The organism is Aliiglaciecola sp. (assembly GCF_039982535.1).
Taxonomy (GTDB): Bacteria; Pseudomonadota; Gammaproteobacteria; order Enterobacterales; family Alteromonadaceae; genus Aliiglaciecola.
The window spans coordinates 100,348-123,553 of record NZ_JBDWYG010000037.1 but is presented as its reverse complement, the minus strand read 5'-3'; the positions used below and the strand labels follow the sequence as shown (position 1 = coordinate 123,553).

Genomic DNA, 23,206 nt, shown 5'->3' with positions numbered 1-23,206 from the left:
TCACCGAGTGTTGAAATTGAAGTTTAGGTTTCCCCATAACCGCTAAAAGTAAACATTAGAGTGCATGCTTGCACCAAAGTGGATAGTTCAGATTTGGTGCGCGAAAGCCAAATAATTGTATGCTGTTGAATTATAACGGATTAATTTTGTATGTTGTGGTGGCGTCATTTTTGCTTTTAAAAGACAAAAAATAAATATAAAGATCTACACCCAATTAAACATATATGACGAGATTTGCGACAAAGCATAATCATCGTCAGGCAATGAAGCCCGCACAATTTTCCTTTTAAGGGAAATTTGAGTGGGTTTTTTTTTGCTCAACGAAAAGTTACGGCGAATTAGGCGATATAACATGAGTGCTGAAAAATTTAATCTAGTGTCTTTTACGGGCAAAATGAAAACCCTACATCTTTCCTGGATGGCCTTTTTTATCACCTTTGTGGTGTGGTTCAACATGGCACCTTTAAAAGAAGCGATAGTTGACGGGGTTGGACTGACGCTGAGCGAATGGAAAACTCTACTGATCATCAATGTCGCCTTAACTATTCCGGCCAGGGTATTAATAGGTTCCCTAACCGACAAATTTGGCCCTAGACTTGTGTATTCCTCATTACTAGCCATTTGCGCCATTCCCTGTTTTGCCTTTGCCCTAGCTAGTACCTTTGAACAATTATTGATTGCACGTTTTGCCATGGGCTGTATTGGTGCTGGCTTTGTTGTCGGTATTCGTATGGTAAGTGAATGGTTTCCCCCCAAAGAGTTAGGTACCGCTGAAGGTGTTTATGGCGGTTGGGGTAACTTTGGTTCAGCTGCGGCTGCTTTTTCTTTACCGACCATTGCACTATTGTTCGGCGGTGACAATGGATGGCGCTATGCCATTGGAATTACCGGTGTATTGAGTTTGATTTTTAGTGTCATTTACTACAAAAACACCACTGACACCCCCAAAGGCTCTACTTACTTTCGCCCTAAAAACCTCGGCGGATTAGAAGTCACTAGTGTGAAAGATTTCTATTTTTTATTGGTGATGAAAACGCCCATGTATTTGGCGCTGGCTTTATTAAATTGGAAACTTTCGCCAAATGGCGTCGAGTTGTTGAGTAGTGAAGTGGGAACAATTTTGTATTTGAGCCTTGGCGCGCTCTATATTTTTGATGTTTATAAGACCTACCAAGTTAACAAAGATATATTCACTACGCCTGTGCCTGACATTCATAAATATGAATTCAAGCAAGTTGCGGTGTTGAACGTATTGTATTTTGCGACTTTTGGTTCTGAATTGGCGGTAGTCTCTATGTTACCGGCTTTCTTTGCGGATACTTTCACATTAAATATGGCCACAGCTGGATTACTAGCGGGAATGTATGCATTTATGAACCTAATGTCACGTCCTGGCGGTGGGCTCATCTCTGATAAGTTTGGGCGTAAACCTACATTATTGATACTAACAGCGGGTCTCGCCTTAGGTTACTTTGCCATGAGCTTTATTGATGCAACTTGGCCGATCTGGTTGGCCGTAATAGTGGTAATGGCATGTTCCTTTTTTGTTCAATCCGGTGAAGGTGCTGTTTTTGCTGTGGTACCGTTAATAAAGCGTCGCTTAACAGGGCAGATTGCTGGAATGACCGGAGCATACGGTAATGTTGGTGCAGTGGTATATTTAACCGTGTACTCTCTTGTCGATACATCTACTTTCTTTATTGTGATAGCGAGCACAGCTGTTTTGGGTTTTGTAGCATTACTATTTATGAAAGAACCAAGCGGCACTATTACAGAAGTAAGAGAAGATGGTAGTGTCGAATTGATAAACGTCACATAATATAAATTGTCTTACTTCATTCAGGTATTTTAGCTTGGAAAAACTACACCTAGAATTTGGTGGTTATTCAACCGCGGGTGTTAAACAAGAAAACCAGGATGCGTTTGCAGCCTGGTTGCCTACTGATTCTGAATTAACAACTAAAGGCGCTGTCGCCACTATTGCTGATGGCGTGAGTTCATGTAGTCGGGCAAAAGAAGCTGCCATCACCTGCGCCACCAATTTTATTCAAGATTACAGACAAACTCCCCAGACCTGGACTGTGAAAAGAGCCGCTACCCAAGTGCTTCAAGGTTTGAATCGCTGGTGTGCCGGTCAGCATGACTACTCCATGGGGGAGCAAAGTCAAATGGTGACGACTTTTAGTGCGCTGATCTTTAAGTCAACCACCGGATTTCTGTTTCACGCTGGAGACAGCCGTATTTGTCGTTTACAACAAGGCGATTTTGAACAGCTCTCTACAGATCATCATGCCCGTTTTGGCAATAAAAAAGTGTTAAGTCGTGCTATTGGTATCGAAAATAATTTGGATGTGGACTTTCGAACCTTTGAGCTTAGAACGAACGATTTATTTGTATTGACTACCGATGGTATTCACGAGTTTATTAGCCCAAAACAGATACAATCTGTGCTCAATCAGTGGTTAGTAAAACCTAGCACTAGTCTAGAGCTGCTAGCCAAAAGTATTGTGGAATTGGCCATTCAGGCTGGTAGTGATGACAACCTAAGTTGTTTACTTGTCAAAGTCGCTGGGCTTCCTCAGGCTGATCTCAATGAATATCATCGCCAGCTAACTCGCCTAGCCATGCCACCTGTTTTACAGGAAGGGATGAAGCTTGAGGGGTATCGAGTATTGGAGCAGGTGTTCAACGGCACTCGAAGTAGTCTGTACAAAGTCATAAAAGAAGACACCCAAAAGCTGTATTGTTTAAAGACGCCGTCTCAATATTTTGTTGATGATCCTATTTATTTAAGCGGTTTTTTACGTGAAGAATGGATAGGTCAAAAACTGAATCACATGAATATAATGAAAATAATTCCGCGTCCAGAAAACGCGAAATTTATGTACCATGTGTGCGAGTTTATTGATGGGCAAACTCTACGACAATGGATGTTAGATAACCCCACTCCTACTATTGTTGAAGTTAGAAGTATTATTAAGCAGTTAATTGCTGCTTTGCGCATATTTCAGCGCCAAGACATGGTCCACCGTGATATCAAACCAGAAAATGTAATGATTACTAAAGCGGGAGAAGTGAAACTTATTGATTTTGGCACTGTTTATGTGGGAGCTATTGCGGAAACCCAGGCTTGGACAGAAGAGAGTGTAGCCGTAGGTTCGGTAAACTATGTGGCACCAGAATATTTGCTGAATAACCGCTTTGATTTTCGTTCTGATTTATTTTCAGTGGCTGTAGTGTGTTTTGAAATGTTAGCAGGGCATTTGCCATTCAACGAGTTTACTCCCCAATCATCATCAGGATTAACGGTTGATGATTGGCAATATATTTCCCTAAGAAAATTTAGACCTGAACTGCCTCAATGGATAGATATTGCCTTACAAAAAGGATTAATGACCAGTCCAGAACAGCGTTATCAGGCTTTCTCTGAATTTTTAATGGATTTGACTAAACCCAACTCCAACATGCTGGCGCAAATTCAGCATCGGCCACTAATCCAACGCCATCCACTTAGATTTTTTAAAATAATAGCCCTAATTGAGTTTATTATTATTTTATTATTATTGATCTACTTTAGTTGAGCATAGTTAGCATTTAACAGCCATGCCCTATTTTAGTTAAAACTTGCACCAATACACTGCATATCAACCTGCTTTTCAGTTCTTTTAAATTATTAAGCTATTGAAAAATATATAGTTAATATTTTGGCCTAATTAATGCTTTATTAGTTAATAGAGATAGGTTGCAACGTTTTCTAGGGTTGCATCTATTACACAACATTCAATAACTAGCCACGGCGGTTAGTTATACCCGGCAACGAAGCCCGCAAAATCTGTTTAGCAGATTCTGCGGGCTTTTTGCGTTTCTGGGGTTAATAAATTAGAGGCTTATTATGACCACAAATGAACAGTTAACTCGCATTGTCGTAGTCGGCAACGGAATGGTAGGGCACCATTTTGTTGAACAACTTATTCAACAAAGTGAAGAGGTGTACGGTAAAAATCGTTTCCACATTACAGTATTGTCTGCGGAACCCAGATTGGCCTATGACCGTGTTCATTTATCAGAGTATTTCTCTGGCAAAACTGCCGACGAGCTGTCTTTAACTAGTGCCGAACATTATCAACAGCTTGGTGTGAATTTTCAGGTTAACGCACGGGTTAATGATATTGATAAGCAAGCCAAAACCGTGGCTATCGAAAGCGGGGAAACCTTAAGTTACGACAAATTGATTTTAGCGACAGGCTCATTTCCATTTGTGCCGCCCATTCCTGGCAACGATCAACCTCACTGCCTTGTGTATAGAACCATTGAAGATCTAGAAGCCATTAGCGCATCTGCACAAGTTAGCAAAGTGGGTGTGGTTGTTGGTGGTGGTTTATTGGGCTTAGAAGCGGCTAATGCCCTTAAACAAGCGGGGTTGAAAACCCATGTGGTTGAGTTTGCTCCACAACTGATGGCGGTTCAGGTTGATGGCAGCGGTGGCCGAGTACTAAAGGACAAAATAGAAGATCTTGGGGTGGAAGTGCATACCCAAAAAGCCACCCAAAGTATTGAAGCTGGTGAAAACAGTCGTTATAAAATGGTGTTCGCTGACGGTGAAATTCTTGAAACTGATATGATTCTATTTTCCGCCGGAATTCGTCCACAAGATAAGCTGGCCAGAGAGTTTGGTATTGTGATTGGCGAGCGTGGTGGCATCGTTGTAAATGACCACTGTTTAACCAGCGACCCAGATATCTACGCCATCGGTGAATGCGCCCTATGGAATAACTTTATTTTCGGTTTGGTTGCTCCTGGTTACACCATGGCCAGAGCCGCAGCAAGCAATATTGTTGGTGGTGATGTCGCATTCGAAGGTGCTGACATGAGTACCAAGTTAAAGTTGATGGGAGTTGAAGTAGGCTCTATCGGCGATGCCCATGCTAGAGAGCATGGTGCCTTGACTTACAGCTATGAAGACCAAGTGTCAGGCGTGTATAAAAAAATAGTGGTAAATCCGGAGACTAACAAATTAACTGGTGCTGTACTCGTTGGGGATACCGGCGATTACGATACCTTATTGCAATACGCATTAAATGAAATAGATTTACCTGAATTTCCCGAAAGTCTCATTTTACCTTCATTCGGTGAAGGTGCGCCCACCTTAGGCGCGGACGCCTTGCCTGATACTGCCACTATTTGTTCGTGTCATAACGTGACCAAAGGTGACATTGTTGCCAGTCTCGATGGAGGAGCCTGTGATTTAGCCGCGGTTAAAAGTTGCACTAAAGCAAGCACTGGCTGTGGTGGTTGTGCGGCATTGCTGAAGTCGGTGACCGACAGCGAACTAGAAAAGCGCGGTGTAGAAGTTAAAAAAGATATTTGTGAGCATTTTGCTTATTCACGCCAAGAGTTATTCCATATGGTCAAGGTCGGGCAAATTAAAACCTTCGACGAATTATTGGAAAAACACGGTACGGGTTTAGGTTGTGAAATTTGTAAACCTGCCGCGGCTTCCATTTTGGCTTCAATCTGGAATGACTTTGTCCTTGAAAAGCCTCACGTCACATTGCAAGACACCAATGATACCTATTTGGCCAACATGCAAAAAAATGGTACCTATTCAGTGGTGCCACGTATTGCGGGGGGCGAAATTACCCCTGATAAACTGATTGTACTGGGCCAAGTAGCCAAGAAATACAACCTATACACCAAAGTCACTGGTGGCCAACGAATTGATTTATTTGGAGCCAGAGTTGAACAACTCCCGCTTATTTGGGAAGAGTTGATTGATGCTGGTTTCGAGACTGGGCACGCCTACGCTAAATCACTCAGAACCGTTAAGTCATGTGTCGGTAGCACTTGGTGTCGCTACGGAGTGCAAGATTCGGTGGGTCAGGCGATTAACATTGAAAATCGCTATAAAGGCCTGCGTTCTCCCCATAAATTAAAAATTGGTGTTTCTGGCTGTACGCGAGAATGTGCCGAAGCCCAAAGTAAAGATATTGGCATTATTGCCACTGAAAACGGCTGGAATTTATATGTTTGCGGTAACGGTGGAATGAAACCTCGTCATGCCGATTTATTCGCTACCGACCTCAATACAGAAACGTTAATTAAATACATCGATAGAGTGTTGATGTTCTATGTACGCACTGCTGACAGACTGCAAAGAACTTCGGTGTGGATGGAGAATATGGAAGGTGGACTTGATTACCTTAAAGAGGTGGTGATTAACGACTCTTTAGGATTAGCCGCCGAACTAGAGCAACAAATGCAACATGTAGTCGATAGCTATCAATGTGAGTGGAAAACCGCCATAACAGCTGATGAGTCTCGCAAGCGTTTCCGTCAATTCGTGAATAGTGAAAAAAGTGATAGCAACATCATTTTTGTGGAAGAGCGAGATCAGATCCGTCCTGCCACAGAAAGTGAAGTCGATAATATTTTAGGTACGGTGAAGCCAGTTGTTGAAGCTGCTTCAACAATCAAAATTGTAGAAGTGGAGTAAGGAATTATGAGCATGAATGATAACTGGATTAACGTTTGTAAACCTAATGACTTGGTTGATAACTCTGGGGTTTGCGCCCTTATCGATGATGTTCAAGTGGCCATCTTTAAAATTTGTCAGGGAGACGAACAACATCTTTATGCCATGAGCAATTGGGATCCCATCGGTAAAGCCAATGTTATGTATCGAGGATTAGTCGGTTCAGTAATGGATGAACCCTTTGTTGCATCACCCCTGTATAAGCAGCGTTATAAACTGAAATCTGGTGAATGTGTTGATGACCAAAGTGTCCAAATAGCCGTTTACCCAGCGCGTATTGTTGATCAGCAAGTCCAGCTTCAATTAGTGAACTAAATGAGTGCTCACATCCCACTTAGTTCCCTCGTTGCAGCCGACAAAGATCGAACTTTTCAGTGTCAACCGTCTGCAACACTGGCAAAAACAACTTGCCCATATTGTGGTGTTGGTTGTGGTGTTGATGTTCAGATTGAACAAGTTGGCGTAGGTGGGCAGACGCAGATAAAGCAAGTCAACGGTACTTCGGACCATCCAGCGAACTTTGGTCGGTTATGCGTTAAAGGCAGCAAACTGCGGGAAACCAATGGATTAGATGGACGTTTATTAAGCCCTAAAATCCAAGGCCAAGACGTAGATTGGCATAAAGCTACTGAGCATGTTGCTAGCAAGTTTAAGCAAATTATCGCAGAACATGGCCCCGGTGCTGTGGCGTTTTATGTCTCCGGCCAGTTATTGACAGAAGACTATTACGTGGCGAACAAACTCATGAAAGGCTACATTGGTACTGCGAATATCGATACCAATTCACGTTTGTGTATGTCATCCGCCGTTTCTGCATACAAACGTGCATTTGGTGCAGATGCAGTCCCCTGTAATTATGAAGATTTAGAGCTTGCTGATCTCATTGTCTTTATTGGATCTAATGCGGCTTGGACTCATCCGGTTTTATTTCAACGTATTGAGCGGGCTAAAAAGCTAAACCCCGCCATCAAAATCGTGACCGTTGACCCTCGCCAAACCGGCACCGGAGAGATAGCAGATCTGCATTTAGGTATAAAATCTGGCACAGACACCGCCTTATTTAACGGGCTACTAAATTATCTACAGCAAGAAAACAAACTCGACCAAGATTACATCGATGCCAACACCGAAGGTTTTGCCGCTGCATTAGCGTGCTCAAAAGAATGGAGCATAGATAAGGTTGCGCAAGTTTGTGATATACCGGCAGCAGACGTTGCCACGTTTTACCAATTATTTGCCCAATCTGAGCGGACTATTTCTGCCTATACCATGGGCGTGAATCAGTCTAGTTCTGGAACCGATAAAGCCAACAGCATTATTAATTGTCATTTGGCCAGCGGCAAGCTAGGTAGAGAAGGTTGTGGTCCCTTTTCCCTCACCGGTCAGCCAAACGCAATGGGTGGCAGGGAAGTGGGCGGCCTTGCTAATATGCTAGCGGCACACATGGATATAGATAATCCACAGCATCAACAACTTGTTCAGTCGTATTGGCAATCTCCAGCGATTCCAAAACGCATTGGTCTCAAAGCCGTGGATATGTTTGATGAAGTGCATAAGGGCAATATTAAAGCCATTTGGATCATGGCAACCAATCCTATGGTGAGCATGCCAAATAGAGGCAAAATCGCCAGTGCCTTGGAAAAGTGTGAGTTTGTCGTGGTGTCGGATTGTGTGGCCAAAAATGACACCCTAGCCATGGCGGATGTTGTACTTCCTGCTACAGGTTGGTCTGAAAAGAATGGCACAGTAACGAATTCAGAGCGTCGTATTTCTCGACAACGGAGCATTCTCTCAGCGCCTGGCCTTGCGAAACATGATTGGCAAATTATTTGTGATGTTGCCAAAGCTATGGGATTCGAGCAGGGCTTTAACTATGCCCATCCATCTGAAATATTTCGAGAGCACGCGGGCTTAACAGCTTATCAAAACGCCGGCAGTAGAGCCCTAGATTTATCTGCATTACAGAATATAAGTGAAAAAGAGTATGACAGGTTAAAGCCAATTCAATGGCCAATAACCCAAGACAATCCTGAGGGAACCGCTCGTTTATTTGCTGGTGGTGAGTTTTTTACCGCGTCTAAAAAAGCCCAATTCATAGCCTTACAACCTAAAGCGCCAGAAGTCACCACAAGTGAAGCCTTTCCTTTTGTCTTGAATAGCGGTCGAATTAGAGATCAATGGCATACCATGACGCGAACGGGCAAAACCGCAGAATTAACTGGCCATATTGATCGCGCTTTTGTACATATGCACCCGTTAGACGCTAAATCTAATGGCATTAGTGAAGGGGATTTTGTGGTACTAAGTTCCGCCATTTCCGCTAAGTACTTAGAAACTAACAGCACTCAAAAAGTCGTAATGCCCGTCAAGTTGCAGAAACAACAGCGCCGCGGAGAGTTGTTTGTCCCCATTCACTGGAGTGCTTCAAATTCATCTAGTTCAGCAGTTGCAGCGCTTTATTCCGATGCAACTGATGATATCTCAGGGCAACCCGAGTTAAAACACACTGCTGTTAACGTTGATTTATGTCACTTCTCCGCCCACGGCCAATTGTTTAGTCGTAATAAGCTGAATCATAATTTATTGAATCAGATAGCTGAATATTGGACTGAAGTCCCCATCGAGCAGGGGAGTTTAATTTATTTTGCTACAAACCATGCTGACGTGGCCTCTGAATTGCAAATAAACTTACCATTGTGCACGGAATGGTTTTCATCTCAGCACAAAAGTGATGGTGGTGAGATAAGAAATACGTTTGCTCTTCGTGATAGCGTAATAGATTTAGTTTTATTTGCGGATGCTAATGCTCCAATGATGGATGTAAATTGGATTAATAGCCTGTTACAGCAATCGACATTAGATGACCAACAAAAGTCTGCTTTATTGCGGGCAACACCTGATCCTGCATTTGCCCAAGGAAGGTTAGTTTGTAGTTGCTTTAAAGTCGGTGAAAACACCATAGTCGATGCCATAAAACAAGGTTGCGACTCGGTTGATAAATTAGGTGACAAGCTTAAGTGCGGCACCAATTGTGGTTCATGTAAAACTGAGTTAAAGCAGCTAGTCAAAAGTCATATTTTTGGGGAAAATATAACCATCCTCGATGCTGAACTTAAACCTTTGCAAACTGGCACATAACATGTATTTTACGCTCCTAAATTTAGACTCTTTGTCATCCCAGCACTCATTATAATAATCATAGCTGGCTAAGGTAGATTACTCGAATGAACGAACAACAGGACTTTAAACACTTTATCCGTATCATTGGCAGAGGCCAAAGAGCTGGACGCACCTTAACTCAGCAAGAAGCATTTGATGCCATGACTATGGTTATTGAAGAGCGCGTGACGCCAGAGCAAAAAGGTGCATTTTTGATGTTGCTGCGAGTCAGAGAAGAAACATCTGAGGAATTAGCGGGTTTTACTCAGGCGTTTAGACAACATACTATTGCTGGTCTAGATGCTTTACATGTTGATTTAGACATGGGCTGTTACGCGGGAAAAAGACGGCAGTTGCCTTGGTTTTTGTTAGCGGTATTAGTTTTAGCACAACAAGGAAAACGTATTTTTCTGCACGGCACTACAGAACCGGATTCAAAGCGACTGTATTTAAATGAAGTGTTGCCACACCTAGGTTTTGAAGTCGCAACTTCTCCACAAATGGTCGCTGAACAGCTAGCAAGTCACGGGTTTAGTTATATGGGATTAGAACAAGTTAATCCACAACTCGATAAGATCATTCAATTACGCGCACAATTCGGACTGCGTTCTTGTGCAAATACCCTAGCGCGAATTCTTAACCCGTCAAAGGCAGAGCATAGCCTTCAAGGGGTTTTTCATCGTCAGGTGGATGAGAAGCATCGACTAACATCGGCATTATTAAACGATCCAAATATGCTTTGTTTTCGAGGCGAGGGGGGGGAAATTGAATTTAACCCCGAGCGAGATGTAGCTTTACATATTTGTCGAAAAACTGAATCTAAAGTGGTCAATGTCGCCGCGTTTAATGAAACTCGAGTAACTAAACCTCGTCAACTTGTCCCTAGTGAGCTAATAGATTTTTGGCAAGGCAAAGAGAATACCTATGCACATGATGCGGTATTGGGTACTTTGGGGATTATGCTTGTGTTGATGGAAAATCTTGAATGGCCAGAAGCCCTTAATCAAGCCAAAGCTTTATGGTCAATGCGCAATAAGAGCTGGCCTGGCACCACTGAGCAAAAAACAGTTGCTAAGTCGTTATTTGATACCACAGGTAAACATTACGCTCATTAGTTGTGCACAAATTTGGTGCGTTTGCACAAATAATATTGGAATTTACGTTAGTTTATTAAATGAGTAACCCTAAGTGATTGATTCTAATGGTTGCATATTTATGGTGTGGAGATTGCTGTGATAATATTTACCCATAGTAATCCTTTCAATTTAAAGCTGGAAATGTGTTTTGGCGAGTAATAAAAATACTAAAAATTTAGCTCAAAGCGCAAAAAAATTACGAATTCTGTTAATTGATGAAAATACCCATCGTGCAGAAATTGTAACCTCTGCGCTGGGCAATTCTCGTTATGAAATAAGTCATTTAGCTAGTCCTTCAGGTACTTTATTAAGGCAAGTGGATCAACTACAACCAGATATTATCGTTATCGATATTGAGTCACCTAGCCGTGACATTCTGGAGAGTTTGCACACTATTAAAAATATTGATCCCAAGCCTGTAGTTATGTTTTCCAGTGAAGAAGATACCGATACCATCAATCAAAGTATTGAATCTGGCGTAAGTGCTTACGTGGTCGGTGATCTCGAGCCTCATAGGGTGAAACCTATATTAGATGCAGCTGTTGCTAGATTCCGTGAATTTCAAAAATTGAAAACCGAACTAAGTGATACTAAACAGCAACTTAATTCCCGAAAAAATATTGACCAGGCTAAACGTATACTCATGAAAAATAGAAATATCAGTGAAGACCAAGCGTTCCATACCATGCGTAAAACAGCAATGGATACTGGTCAGAAATTAGATGATGTGGCCAAAACCATAATATCGATGTTTAACTCGTTGTAATGTAAAGCATGATGAAACTTGAAAAAACACAATTAACCCTTGGGTTTAGCCCCCTAACTGATTGCGCGCCTTTTGTGGTCGCCAAAAATTTAGGATATTTTGAACACTGGGGATTGGACGTTACCTTGCAGAAGCAAAACTCATGGGCAACCTTACGTGACAAGTTGCACGCGGGTGTTTTGGATGCAGCACAGATGCTTGCGCCTATGCCTATTGCCAGTACCTTAGGGCTGGGAGTTGCACCGATTCATGTCGTCACCCCTATGGTTTTGAGTCAAAACGGTAATGGTATAACCTTGTCTGAAGCCTTGGTTCAAGAGCTTCTATCGGTAAACAAAATCTTTCAGCTAGAGTTTCCTTTAGATGCCAAGCTACTAAAAAATGTAATTGATTATCGAATTCAGCATAATAAAAGCAAACTCTCATTTGCAACGGTATTTCCTTACAGTTGCCATCATTATCAACTCAAAGATTGGTTATTAAGTGGTGGGATTACCTTTGACGATGTAAATATTAGTGTTGTGCCGCCAATCAATATGGTTGATACAATGCTAAGCGGCGATATCGACGGGTTTTGTGTTGGTGGACCTTGGAATGCGAAAGCCGTTCGTGGCAGTTTCGGCGCAACAGTGGTGACATCTTCTGATATATGGCAAGACTGCCCTGAAAAGGTATTGGGTTTTTTGTCGTCATTTGTGGAAACTAACCCTAATACAGTGTTAGCCGTTTGCGCCGCTTTAAAGCAGGCCTGTATTTGGCTTGACTCTGTGCCTAATCGTTTTGAAACCGCGGTAATGATGAGTCAACAAGGTTTCTTAGGTGAGCCTTTAGAAGTCATCACCCCTTCTTTGTTAGGTAGCTGTTTGACCCAAGCGAAACTTTCTCCACGTTCAGTGCCTTCGTATAATCAGTTTTCTACCACTGTCGATGGAAATGACGTGAATAATCCGGATGTTGAATATGGTCAGTGGCTGCTTCAAAAAATACAAAGCAGTGGACAGACACCCGACGGTATCGAAACCAACGGCTGTATTGAACGTATTTACCGAAGTGATATCTACGCTCAAATTGCGCCACTTTTAGAAAAACTTGATTAAAAGCTTCTCAAGATAAAAAGCTAAAAGTGGATGGAGAGCACTTTTATGAGGCAATAACATTGTGCAAAATGCACTACAATGGTTTTCTAGGAGTGCCACTTAATAGGTGATTTTCCCTAAGTTATTGATATTAATAAATAATAAAAGTTGGCACTAGTCGTGCTTTATATCGCTCGAGACAAAGGCTTAAAGCAAAAATAATAATCTAAGCGTTGTCCATCTAACATAATATCATTTGTCTGCACAGTCGCAGTTATTTGATACGGCAAAGTAGCCCACGTGAACTTCAAGTTTTTGGAGTTGACGTGGGTTTTTTTTTGGAAAAAATTCGGAGTGGATTATGTCTCGAACAAAATGGTCGGATACTGTTATTACGTTGCTATCGTCGATTCGTAAAACAATGATTTTAGCCCCAATAGCCGCAGTGATTGGTAGCGTTGGTTTGCATGCTCAAGAGGTGGGTTATCCAGAAAAAGAAGAACTGAAATTTGGATTTATTAAATTAACCGATATGGCTCCTCTTGCCATTGCTTACGAAAAGCAATTTTTTGAAGATGAGGGGCTATATGTCACTTTAGAAGCGCAGGCGAACTGGAAAGTTTTACTTGATAGAGTCATTGATGGTCAATTAGACGGTGCTCATATGCTTGCCGGTCAGCCCTTAGGTGCAACTATAGGGTATGGCACTCAAGCCGATATCATTACCGCTTTCAGTATGGATTTGAATGGTAATGCAATTACCGTTTCTAACGATATTTGGCGTCAAATGAAAGCCCATATTCCCCACGAAAATGGGAAACCTGTACATCCTATAAAAGCCGACGCCTTAAAACCTGTCATTGATAGTTTCAAAGATGCCGGTAAACCGTTCAAAATGGGAATGGTATTTCCGGTCTCAACCCACAACTATGAACTTCGATATTGGTTAGCCGCAGGTAATATTCATCCGGGGTATTATGCGCCCCATCAAGGTGATACTAGTGGACAGATTAATGCCGATGCCTTGTTATCAGTTACTCCGCCTCCACAAATGCCTGCCACTATGGAAGCCGGCACAATTGAAGGTTACTGCGTTGGTGAACCTTGGAATCAGCAAGCCGTATTTAAAGGTATTGGGGTGCCGGTCGTCACCGATTATGAGATTTGGAAAGATAATCCAGAGAAAGTATTTGGTGTCAGCAAAAAATGGGCTGAAGAGAATCCAAATACCCATATTCGTGTTGTCAAGGCGATGATTCGAGCTGCTATTTGGTTAGATGAAAACAATAATGCAAACCGTCCAGAAGCTGTGAAAATTTTAGCTAAAAGTGATTATGTTGGAGCTGATGCAGAAGTCATTGCAAACAGTATGGTTGGAACCTTTGAATATGAAAAAGGTGACAAGCGTGAGGTTCCCGATTTCAACGTATTCTTCCGTTACAACGCCACTTATCCATTCTACAGTGATGCCATTTGGTACTTAACGCAAATGCGTCGTTGGGGGCAAATTAGCGAACAAAAACCTGACTCTTGGTATAAAGATATTGCCAAGCAAGTTTATCGTCCAGACATCTATGCACAGGCTGCTAAAGCACTTATTGCAGAAGGCAAGGCTGACGCAAAAGATTTTCCTGAGTTTGCCACTGAAACTGGCTACAAATCCCCTCAGAAACACTTTATAGATAACATTGTTTATGACGGTACTCAGCCAAATGCTTATTTGGAAAAATTCACTATTGGGATTAAAGGTAACACTAAGCTGTAAGGCTTAGGTTAACCGGACGGAGAACGAAAATGTCTAAACAAGCCGCTATTCCCATGATCACTGAGAAGGAATCGAGGATTGATTTCGCGAAGCTAACTGGATGGCTGAAAACAATTATGTTGCCGGTAATTGGGCTAGTTGTGTTTATTGGCCTATGGAATGTACTAGCTAAAAATATTGATACGTCATTGGGGCAGTTCCCAGGTACCACCGCTGTCTGGCAACAGGCAAAAGTGTTAGTAGATGAACATTATGCGCAGCAAAATAAAGCCGAAGCTTTTTACGAACGCCAGCATAAACGTAATGCTGAAAGGGTGGCCAAAGATCCCAACTATCAACCTAAGATTCGCGCTTTCACCGGCGCACCCACTTTCTTTCAACAGATTTGGACAAGTCTTTATACCGTTATGATCGGTTTTTTAATGGCATCACTGATTGCGGTTCCCTTAGGTATATTATGTGGATTAAGCAGATCTTCCTATGCTGCAATCAATCCATTAATTCAATTGTTTAAGCCCATTTCGCCTCTTGCATGGTTGCCTCTAGTCACCATGGTTGTAAGTGCGGTGTATGTTTCCGAAGACCCAATGTTCGCGAAGTCTTTTATTACCTCAGCGGCAACGGTGGCTCTTTGTTGTCTATGGCCAACGCTAATTAACACCGCTGTAGGTGTGTCGAGTATCGATAAAGACCTTATTAACGTGAGTAAGGTACTGCGCTTAAACCCTTTGCAGCACGTGATAAAAATTGTCATGCCATCCTCAATTCCCGCTATTTTTACCGGCTTACGTCTTTCATTAGGCATTGGCTGGATGGTGTTGATTGCGGCTGAAATGTTGGCGCAAAACCCCGGGCTTGGAAAGTTTGTTTGGGATGAGTTTCAGAATGGAAGCTCTGAATCTCTAGCTCGTATCATGGTTGCCGTGCTCACTATTGGCATCATAGGTTTCATACTTGATCGATTGATGTTGCAACTTCAGAAATGGGTAAGTTGGGATAAATCAGCGACTTTACGCTAAGAGGAAATGAACATGACATTTAAACATCAACTTGAACTAACCCAAGTAGCAATAGATTTTCCCACGCCTAAAGGGCCTTTTACTGCATTGACAGATGTGAACTTAAAAATTCAAAAAGGCGAATTTATATCTTTAATTGGTCACTCCGGATGTGGTAAATCCACGGTATTAAACCTAATCGCTGGATTGTATCAGGCCACCACTGGCGGAGTGATACTTGAAGGACAGGAAGTGAATGAACCCGGTCCTGAAAGAGCAGTGGTATTTCAAAATCACTCGTTACTTCCATGGTTGTCAGCTTATAAAAATGTTGAGTTAGCCGTAAAGCAAACCCAGACCGGACGCTCTAAAAAGGAAATTAAAGAATGGGTCGAGCACAACCTTGAACTCGTTCATATGAGTCATGCTGCAGACAAACTACCGTCGGAAATATCTGGTGGTATGAAGCAGCGTGTGGGAATAGCCCGAGCATTAGCAATGGAACCTAAAGTTTTATTAATGGATGAACCTTTTGGTGCTCTAGATGCGCTAACCCGCGCACATTTGCAAGACTCAGTGATGGAAATTCACAGTCAGTTGGGCAATACCGTAATTATGATCACCCATGATGTGGATGAGGCGGTGCTTCTTTCAGATCGCATCGTGATGATGACTAATGGCCCAGCGGCAACTATCGGCGAAATTTTATCTGTAGATTTAGAGCGACCACGAAATCGAATTGAGTTAGCTGATAACCCTCAGTACAACCATTATCGACATGAAGTTCTCAAGTTTTTATACGAAAAACAAAGAAAGGTCGAGTCTGTGGAAGCCCATCGTAAAAGTAAAGGGGCCAACGGACTCGCTGGAAGCTTAAAAACAGGTTAAGACAAAATTTAAACACATCAACCTTTAAATACCATGTAAACCACGACCTAGGTTTGTGCTAATGAGCTTATTAGCCAGCCAAGGTCTCGGCAAAGTCATGTCTAAAATAAGAGAAACGACGATGAAATCTATAGCAAAAAAACCACTTAATGTTGCAATTACTCTAGCGTTAATGAGTGTATCTAGCCTGTCTGTAAATGCCGCAGAAACCGTGACTGAAGCTATGGCAAATGGCACAGCGAACGCTAATTTTCTATTGCGTTATGAATCGGTTGAGCAAGACAATGGGGTGGAAGATGCCAGTGCCCTTACCTTGCGCACTTTGTTGAGCTATAAATCAGCTAGTTATAAGAATTTTTCAGCCATGATTGAAGTGGAAGATACTCGTATAGTATTAGGGCAGGGCGATTATACGGTCGGACCAACAGGTTATAACTCGGGGATTTATTCCGTGATTGCTGATCCTGAGCATACCGAACTTGATCAAGGTTATGTCCAATATTCTACAGACGAATTTACCGCTAAGGTTGGGCGTCAGGTTATTACCATGGACAATCATCGTTTTGTAGGGCATGTGGGCTGGCGTCAAGACCGTCAAACATTCGATGGTTTAAGTTTCGATTACAACCCAACTAAAGGGGTCTCATTAAAATACGCTTATTTAACTCAGCGCAACCGAATTTTTGCTGAAGCCGCCGATTTAGATGCTAAAGACCATCTACTTAATGCCTCTTATCAGTCATCTATTGGAAAAGTAACGGCATATGGGTATCTACTTGAAGTTGATAACAATGTGGAAAATTCATTAGATACCTTTGGTATACGCTTTTCAGGTAATAGCTTAGTAGGTGATACCAAACTTATTTACACTGCTGAATATGCAACTCAAAGTAGTGATTCAGCCACTACTAGCTTTGATGCCGACTATTTGATGTTAGAAGCCGGCGCTGTCTTTTCAGGTGTTACAGCAAAAGTTGGTTACGAACTATTAGGGTCTGATGAGGGTAACTACGGATTTTCTACTCCTTTGGCAACCTTGCATAAATTTAATGGTTGGGCTGATGTCTTTCTAGGCACGCCTGCTCAAGGATTAGTTGATTTATCGGTATCTCTATCTGGCAAAGTGGCTGGTGGAAGCTTGATGGCAACCTATCATGATTTTGAAGCAGACGAAGCTACAGAGTCTGTCGACGATCTTGGTAACGAAATTGACCTACAGTATACCTACAAAGTGTCGGCTAATTATTCCATGGGAATTAAGTACGCAAGTTACTCTGGAGAAAGCGGTCGCGCAGATACAGACAAACTTTGGTTGTGGCTTGGTGCGAAGTTTTAATTAGAATGCACTCTTTTGTGAAAAAGTTAGTAATAGCCAATATCAAAATAATGCTTCTATCTAATTGTTATTAGGTTAATCTGGCTATACTAGTTGCTATTATAAATTACTGGCGCACCAAATTGGTTCATGTTGATCGCATTTGGTGCATTAAATCGCCGAGAATGAGTTGTTAATTCACCTTTTCAACGAAAGAACAGGCACTTTAGGGGCATCATGCATATGGCATGAAAATCGCTTAGATAAGCAACTAGTATTGCAAGTTTGAAAAATACCATAATCTTTGATTATATTCAGGAGGACACAATGTCAGTAGAAAAGGCTTTAGACCTTATCAAAGAAACCGAAGCGAAATTTGTTGATTTACGTTTTACCGATACCAAAGGTAAAGAACAGCATGTTTCAATCCCATCTCATCAAGTAACTGAAGACTTCTTTGAAGAAGGTAAAATGTTTGATGGTTCTTCTATCTCTGGATGGAAAGGCATTAATGAATCTGACATGGTACTTATGCCTGATCCAGAAACAGTCGTTCTAGACCCTTTTGCAGAAGAAACACAAATTAACGTTCGTTGTGACATACTTGAGCCTTCTACTATGCAAGGTTACGACCGTGACCCACGCTCTGTGGCTCGTCGCGCTGAAGAATATTTAAAATCTACTGGAATTGGTGACGAAGTTTATATCGGTCCAGAGCCAGAGTTTTTCTTGTTTGACGACGTGAAATATAGCACTACTATGTCAGGTTCTTTCTTCAAAATTGATGCTGAAGAAGCTTCTTGGAACTCAGGCGCTGAGTTTGAAGGCGGCAACATGGGTCACCGTCCAGGTATCAAAGGCGGATACTTCCCAGTACCTCCAGTTGATTCATCAAATGATACTCGTGCTGCTATGTGTCTTGTTATGGAAGAAATGGGACTAACTGTTGAAGCTCATCACCACGAAGTGGCAACAGCAGGTCAAAACGAAATCGCTTGTTTGTTTAACACTCTAGTTAAAAAAGCTGATGAAGTTCAAATCTATAAGTATGTAGTACACAACGTAGCTCATGCATATGGCCAAACAGCGACCTTTATGCCTAAGCCTCTAGTAGGCGATAATGGTTCAGGTATGCATGTTCACCAATCAATTAGCAAAGGCGGTAAAAACGTATTTGCTGGTGACAAATATGCTGGTATGTCTGAAGACGCCTTGTTCTACATTGGTGGTATTATTAAGCATGCTCGTGCTATTAACGCATTCACTAATGCTTCTACTAACTCTTACAAGCGTTTGGTTCCAGGGTTCGAAGCACCGGTAATGCTAGCATATTCTGCTTGTAACCGTTCTGCATCTATCCGTATTCCTCACGTGAACAGTGAACGAGCTCGTCGTATCGAAGTACGTTTCCCTGATCCTACAGGTAACCCATACTTGTCATTCACTGCAATGTTAATGGCTGGTCTTGACGGAATCAAAAACAAGATCCACCCTGGCGATTCTATGGATAAAGATCTATATGACCTACCTGCAGAAGAAGCGGCTGAAATCCCAACTGTTGCAAGTTCATTAGAACAAGCGCTAGAAGCTTTGGATAGTGATCGTGAATTCTTAACTGCTGGTGGCGTTATGACTGATGACATGATTGATGCTTATATTGAGCTTAAATCTGCAGAAGTTGAGTTACTTAACTCTTCTACTCACCCAGTAGAATTTGGCATGTACTACAGCTGCTAATTGCTATAGTTATTGTTTTTTATACGAGCCCGCATTATTGCGGGCTTTTTTTTGTTCTGGAAAAGGCTACACTCTAAGGTATGAAAAAGACTATTGTGATTCCGCTGTTGTTATTTACCGTCGCTGCGACGGGGGAGACGCTATACAAAATAGTAAACTCTGACGGTTCAATAACCTATACGGATACGCCGCAAAGTGGTGCACAGCCACTGGACTTACAGAATAGCAACAGTACAGTCATGCCTTCGTTAACAAATGGGGGAGCAAGGAAACAGACTAAAAGAACTAAGATAGAGTTTCCTGAGTATCAGCTTAAAATTTTATCTCCAGCTGATAAAGCTACTGTTCGTAATAATGCAGGTAAAATATCGGTTAGCGCACAACTCGAGCCAGTAGGTAATGGCAAATTCGAAATCTACTTAGATGGTGAGCTAGTGCAAACCAGTCCAGCCCCTTCTTTTCAACTACAAAATGTGGTGCGAGGAGAACATTCAATTCAAGTAAAATTTATTCACCATACAGGCAAGATCCTTGCATTGTCTAAACCTAGAGTGTTTTACATGCACCAGGCTTCGACGTTAATCAATCCAAATTAAACGTTTTAGAAGCCTGTAGCATGCTTCTTAATTGACATTGACTTTAACGGGTGAATGTTGTGCACTTATATGGTGCAATAATGTGATTGGGTGAAATTTCTTTGAGTGAACAATATAAACACCTTTTGGAAAGCTTAGCTACGGCCGTACTCGTATTGGATAAAAACCTATCTATCCGTTACGTCAATCTGGCTGCGCAGTCGATACTCGAATTTGGAGAAAATCAATTACTTGGTTTTCCTTTGACTCAATTTGTTTCTCATTCCAGCTTAACTTTTGCACGCTTGGAAGATGCAATTGAACGAGACCAAGGGTTTTCTGATGGCGAAGTTTTATTTGCTTTTGCCGATGGTCGACACGTATTAACTGATGTGACAGTTACATCATTTGAATTTGAACAAAATCCCGCTCTATTGCTTGAGATTAAAGTAATAGATCAGCAAAAACGAATTAGTCAAGAAAGTCAGCAGTGGGCTCAACTCCAAGCTGCTAGAGAGTTAATTAGAGGCTTAGCTCATGAAATTAAAAATCCACTCGGTGGAGTGAGAGGAGCAGCGCAATTACTCGAAAAAGAGTTACAAAGTCCAGATCTAAAAGAGTTTACCCAAGTTATTATTGGCCAATCGGATAGATTGCGAAATTTAGTCGATAGGTTATTGGGGCCGAATTCTTTACCGAATTTTGATTGGGTCAACATACATAAAGTTTTAGAGAAAATTCGCACCTTAGTAAAACTGGATGCAACCCATAATATTCACATAGAACGAGATTACGACCCTAGTATTCCCGATCTGTACTTAGACCAAGATATGTTGCAACAAGCGGTTTTAAATATTGTTACCAATAGTATTCAAGCTTTGGAAGGAAGTGCTGAAAAGCCCGAGATTATTATTCGAAGCCGAATCAAACGTCGATTTACAATACATGGCGTAAAGTACCCGTTAGTTGCACAAATTAAAATTATCGACAATGGACCTGGTATCCCAGTAGAGCTTAAAGACACCCTGTTTTACCCAATGGTAACTGGGAAATCAAATGGCACAGGCTTAGGACTATCCATTGCACAATCTTTGGTGGACCACCATAAAGGCAAAATTGATGTCGAAAGCTGGCCCGGTCATACCGCATTTAAAATTTATTTACCGATAGATAAAAAGGACGTAATTTAATGAACGCTGAACCAGTATGGGTCGTAGATGACGATAGCTCGATTCGTTGGGTATTACAAAAAGCGTTGCAATCGGCGCAGATTCCTTGTTTTAGTTTCGAGAATCCAGAAGATTTACTTTTGCAATTACATTCTGGTCAACAACCAGAAGTCATCGTTTCTGATATTAAAATGCCGCAAATGGATGGAATGACTTTGCTGCAAGAAGTGCATCGCCATTTTCCTGATATTCCAGTGATTATCATGACCGCTCACTCCGATTTAGATAGTGCGGTAAATGCCTATCAAAGTGGCGCTTTTGAGTATTTACCTAAACCTTTCGATATTGATGAGGCGGTGAACTTAGTACAGCGCGCTTTAGCGCACTCAAGGGAACAAAATTCACAAAGGCAGGCAGAACCTGAGGCAAAAGATACCGAAATCATTGGCGAAGCACCGGCAATGCAAGAAGTCTTTCGTGCCATTGGTCGCTTATCACGCTCTAGTATTAGTGTGTTAATCAACGGTCAATCCGGTACTGGTAAAGAACTAGTCGCTCAAGCATTGCACCGTCATAGTCCACGTAAAGCGAATACCTTTATCGCCCTGAATATGGCGGCCATTCCCGCTGATCTTATCGAGTCTGAATTGTTTGGCCATGAAAAGGGGGCTTTTACCGGTGCGCAATCTGCTCGGCAAGGTAGGTTTGAACAAGCAGATGGTGGCACACTATTTTTAGATGAAATAGGTGATATGCCTCTGGATGTGCAAACGCGACTATTGCGCGTGTTAGCCGATGGACAGTTTTACCGAGTTGGTGGTCACAATCCGGTAAGTGTTAATGTTAGAATTATTGCCGCAACCCATCAAAACTTAGAACAACGAGTTGTTGATGGAAAATTTCGAGAAGATCTCTATCACCGTTTGAATGTGATTAAAATTCACATTCCTACCTTAGCGCAACGTCGTGAAGATATTCCTCTGTTGGCTAGGCATTTTCTTAGTAGTGCGGCGAAAGAATTAGAAGTTGATGCCAAGTCTTTGAGTAAAGAAGCGGCTAATGTACTTTCGCAGTTATCCTGGCCTGGTAACGTAAGACAATTGGAGAATATGTGCCGCTGGTTAACCGTAATGGCCAGTGGACAAGAAATCTTAATTAATGATTTACCACCGGAAATTAACACCCAGCCTGCAAACACCCAATCAGCCAATCAAGAAGGTGATTGGAAAACACTACTTGCTAGTTGGGCTGATAAACAACTGCATTCGGGTCGTCAAAATATCTTAGATGAAGCCACCCATGAATTTGAAAAAATTATGCTAGAAAGAGCACTGCAATATACCAATGGGCATAAACAAGATGCCGCTAAAAAGCTAGGTTGGGGCAGGAATACCTTGACGCGTAAGTTAAAAGAACTAGACCTTTAACTTCGAGGGTTTTCAACAAAAACTAAAAAAGGCGCTTTCAAAAAGCGCCTTTTTAATCGAGCAAACTAAACCAGATAACCTAACCTTATTTACCGATTAAGCGCAAAAACTCGTTTCGAGTGGCTTGGGAGGTTCTAAATGAGCCTAGCATGACTGAGGTAATCATTGATGAGTTTTGCTTTTGCACGCCACGCATCATCATACACATGTGCTTACCTTCCATGACAACACCCACACCTTTCGCACCGGTAACTTCCAAAACTGCATCAGCAATTTGTTTGGTCAATCCTTCTTGTATCTGTAACCTACGAGCAAACATATCTACAATTCGTGCAAACTTCGATAACCCAAGTACTTTACCATCCGGTAAATAAGCAATGTGACAGCGGCCGATAAACGGTAGCACGTGGTGTTCGCATAATGAATAGTATTCGATGTCTTGGATGATGACCATTTCGTCTGTATCGGCTTCGAAAATGGCTCCGTTTACCACGCCATGAATGTCTTTTTCATAGCCATCGGTTAAGAACTGCATAGCTTTCGCCGCTCTTTTGGGAGTATCAATCAAACCTTCTCTGGCGGTGTCTTCTCCTAAAAGTTGGAGAATGCTTGCATAATGATCTTGTAGTTCTTGTGACATCTATTCGTGGTCTCGTTTGCATT

Annotated in this window: 17 protein-coding genes; 16 read left to right on the top strand and 1 reads right to left on the bottom strand. The window is 41.9% G+C overall.

The window, feature by feature from the left end:
* The first annotated feature begins 352 nt into the window (after positions 1-352).
* The 16 genes from ABJV04_RS09125 (at position 353) to glnG (ending at position 22,543) form a co-directional block, all read left to right on the top strand.
* Entirely contained in the window at positions 353-1,819 is a 1,467-nt protein-coding gene (locus tag ABJV04_RS09125) for a NarK family nitrate/nitrite MFS transporter (RefSeq protein ID WP_348491210.1), read from the top strand.
* 34 nt (positions 1,820-1,853) lie between these two features.
* Positions 1,854-3,581: a bifunctional protein-serine/threonine kinase/phosphatase gene (locus ABJV04_RS09120; RefSeq protein WP_348491209.1), complete on the top strand. Its 1,728-nt coding sequence runs from the start codon at positions 1,854-1,856 to the stop codon at positions 3,579-3,581.
* Between the two features lie 311 nt (positions 3,582-3,892).
* Positions 3,893-6,493 (top strand): nitrite reductase large subunit NirB, encoded by a 2,601-nt coding sequence (nirB, locus tag ABJV04_RS09115; protein WP_348491208.1) that lies wholly within the window; start codon positions 3,893-3,895, stop codon positions 6,491-6,493.
* Between the two features lie 12 nt (positions 6,494-6,505).
* Positions 6,506-6,847: a nitrite reductase small subunit NirD gene (gene nirD, locus ABJV04_RS09110; protein ID WP_348491207.1), complete on the top strand. Its 342-nt coding sequence runs from the start codon at positions 6,506-6,508 to the stop codon at positions 6,845-6,847.
* Complete coding sequence (locus ABJV04_RS09105) at positions 6,848-9,670, top strand: molybdopterin-dependent oxidoreductase (RefSeq protein ID WP_348491206.1); 2,823 nt, start codon at positions 6,848-6,850, stop codon at positions 9,668-9,670. It begins immediately after the preceding gene.
* Positions 9,671-9,756: 86 nt separating this feature from the next.
* Positions 9,757-10,806: a glycosyl transferase family protein gene (locus tag ABJV04_RS09100; RefSeq protein WP_348491205.1), complete on the top strand. Its 1,050-nt coding sequence runs from the start codon at positions 9,757-9,759 to the stop codon at positions 10,804-10,806.
* Positions 10,807-10,975: 169 nt separating this feature from the next.
* On the top strand, positions 10,976-11,593 hold the full coding sequence (locus ABJV04_RS09095; RefSeq protein WP_348491204.1) for an ANTAR domain-containing protein: 618 nt from the start codon (positions 10,976-10,978) through the stop codon (positions 11,591-11,593).
* A gap of 8 nt (positions 11,594-11,601) precedes the next feature.
* Positions 11,602-12,690 carry a CmpA/NrtA family ABC transporter substrate-binding protein gene (locus ABJV04_RS09090; RefSeq protein ID WP_348491203.1) on the top strand — a complete coding sequence of 363 codons (1,089 nt, stop codon included), beginning with the start codon at positions 11,602-11,604 and terminating at the stop codon, positions 12,688-12,690.
* Between the two features lie 400 nt (positions 12,691-13,090).
* On the top strand, positions 13,091-14,434 hold the full coding sequence (locus ABJV04_RS09085; RefSeq protein WP_348491220.1) for a CmpA/NrtA family ABC transporter substrate-binding protein: 1,344 nt from the start codon (positions 13,091-13,093) through the stop codon (positions 14,432-14,434).
* Positions 14,435-14,487: 53 nt separating this feature from the next.
* Positions 14,488-15,453, top strand: coding sequence for an ABC transporter permease (locus ABJV04_RS09080; protein ID WP_348491219.1), 966 nt, complete (start codon positions 14,488-14,490; stop codon positions 15,451-15,453).
* Between the two features lie 12 nt (positions 15,454-15,465).
* Positions 15,466-16,320 (top strand): ABC transporter ATP-binding protein, encoded by an 855-nt coding sequence (locus ABJV04_RS09075; RefSeq protein ID WP_348491202.1) that lies wholly within the window; start codon positions 15,466-15,468, stop codon positions 16,318-16,320.
* A 172-nt stretch (positions 16,321-16,492) separates the two neighbouring features.
* Positions 16,493-17,656, top strand: coding sequence for an alginate export family protein (locus tag ABJV04_RS09070; protein WP_348491218.1), 1,164 nt, complete (start codon positions 16,493-16,495; stop codon positions 17,654-17,656).
* A gap of 306 nt (positions 17,657-17,962) precedes the next feature.
* Positions 17,963-19,372: a glutamate--ammonia ligase gene (gene glnA / locus ABJV04_RS09065; RefSeq protein WP_348491201.1), complete on the top strand. Its 1,410-nt coding sequence runs from the start codon at positions 17,963-17,965 to the stop codon at positions 19,370-19,372.
* Positions 19,373-19,452: 80 nt separating this feature from the next.
* On the top strand, positions 19,453-19,968 hold the full coding sequence (locus ABJV04_RS09060; RefSeq protein ID WP_348491200.1) for a DUF4124 domain-containing protein: 516 nt from the start codon (positions 19,453-19,455) through the stop codon (positions 19,966-19,968).
* Between the two features lie 101 nt (positions 19,969-20,069).
* Positions 20,070-21,137: a nitrogen regulation protein NR(II) gene (glnL, locus tag ABJV04_RS09055; protein WP_348491199.1), complete on the top strand. Its 1,068-nt coding sequence runs from the start codon at positions 20,070-20,072 to the stop codon at positions 21,135-21,137.
* Positions 21,137-22,543, top strand: coding sequence for a nitrogen regulation protein NR(I) (gene glnG / locus ABJV04_RS09050; RefSeq protein ID WP_348491198.1), 1,407 nt, complete (start codon positions 21,137-21,139; stop codon positions 22,541-22,543). The genes glnL and glnG overlap by 1 nt, the downstream gene beginning before the upstream one ends.
* A gap of 85 nt (positions 22,544-22,628) precedes the next feature.
* Here the strand turns inward: glnG and folE are convergent, their stop codons facing one another.
* Positions 22,629-23,183 carry a GTP cyclohydrolase I FolE gene (folE, locus tag ABJV04_RS09045; protein ID WP_348491197.1) on the bottom strand — a complete coding sequence of 185 codons (555 nt, stop codon included), beginning with the start codon at positions 23,181-23,183 and terminating at the stop codon, positions 22,629-22,631.
* Between the last annotated feature and the right edge of the window lie 23 nt (positions 23,184-23,206).

What these genes read in the sequence shown, in the direction of transcription:
- ABJV04_RS09090 (WP_348491203.1), top strand. Translation starts at nt 11,602, where the DNA reads ATGATGAAACTTGAAAAAACACAATTAACCCTTGGGTTTAGCCCCCTA.
- ABJV04_RS09085 (WP_348491220.1), top strand. Translation starts at nt 13,091, where the DNA reads ATGATTTTAGCCCCAATAGCCGCAGTGATTGGTAGCGTTGGTTTGCAT.
- glnG (WP_348491198.1), top strand. Translation starts at nt 21,137, where the DNA reads ATGAACGCTGAACCAGTATGGGTCGTAGATGACGATAGCTCGATTCGT.
- folE (WP_348491197.1), bottom strand. Translation starts at nt 23,183, where the DNA reads ATGTCACAAGAACTACAAGATCATTATGCAAGCATTCTCCAACTTTTA.
- ABJV04_RS09070 (WP_348491218.1), top strand. Translation starts at nt 16,493, where the DNA reads ATGAGTGTATCTAGCCTGTCTGTAAATGCCGCAGAAACCGTGACTGAA.
- ABJV04_RS09080 (WP_348491219.1), top strand. Translation starts at nt 14,488, where the DNA reads ATGATCACTGAGAAGGAATCGAGGATTGATTTCGCGAAGCTAACTGGA.
- nirD (WP_348491207.1), top strand. Translation starts at nt 6,506, where the DNA reads ATGAATGATAACTGGATTAACGTTTGTAAACCTAATGACTTGGTTGAT.
- ABJV04_RS09100 (WP_348491205.1), top strand. Translation starts at nt 9,757, where the DNA reads ATGAACGAACAACAGGACTTTAAACACTTTATCCGTATCATTGGCAGA.
- ABJV04_RS09105 (WP_348491206.1), top strand. Translation starts at nt 6,848, where the DNA reads ATGAGTGCTCACATCCCACTTAGTTCCCTCGTTGCAGCCGACAAAGAT.
- ABJV04_RS09125 (WP_348491210.1), top strand. Translation starts at nt 353, where the DNA reads ATGAGTGCTGAAAAATTTAATCTAGTGTCTTTTACGGGCAAAATGAAA.
- nirB (WP_348491208.1), top strand. Translation starts at nt 3,893, where the DNA reads ATGACCACAAATGAACAGTTAACTCGCATTGTCGTAGTCGGCAACGGA.
- ABJV04_RS09075 (WP_348491202.1), top strand. Translation starts at nt 15,466, where the DNA reads ATGACATTTAAACATCAACTTGAACTAACCCAAGTAGCAATAGATTTT.
- ABJV04_RS09060 (WP_348491200.1), top strand. Translation starts at nt 19,453, where the DNA reads ATGAAAAAGACTATTGTGATTCCGCTGTTGTTATTTACCGTCGCTGCG.
- glnA (WP_348491201.1), top strand. Translation starts at nt 17,963, where the DNA reads ATGTCAGTAGAAAAGGCTTTAGACCTTATCAAAGAAACCGAAGCGAAA.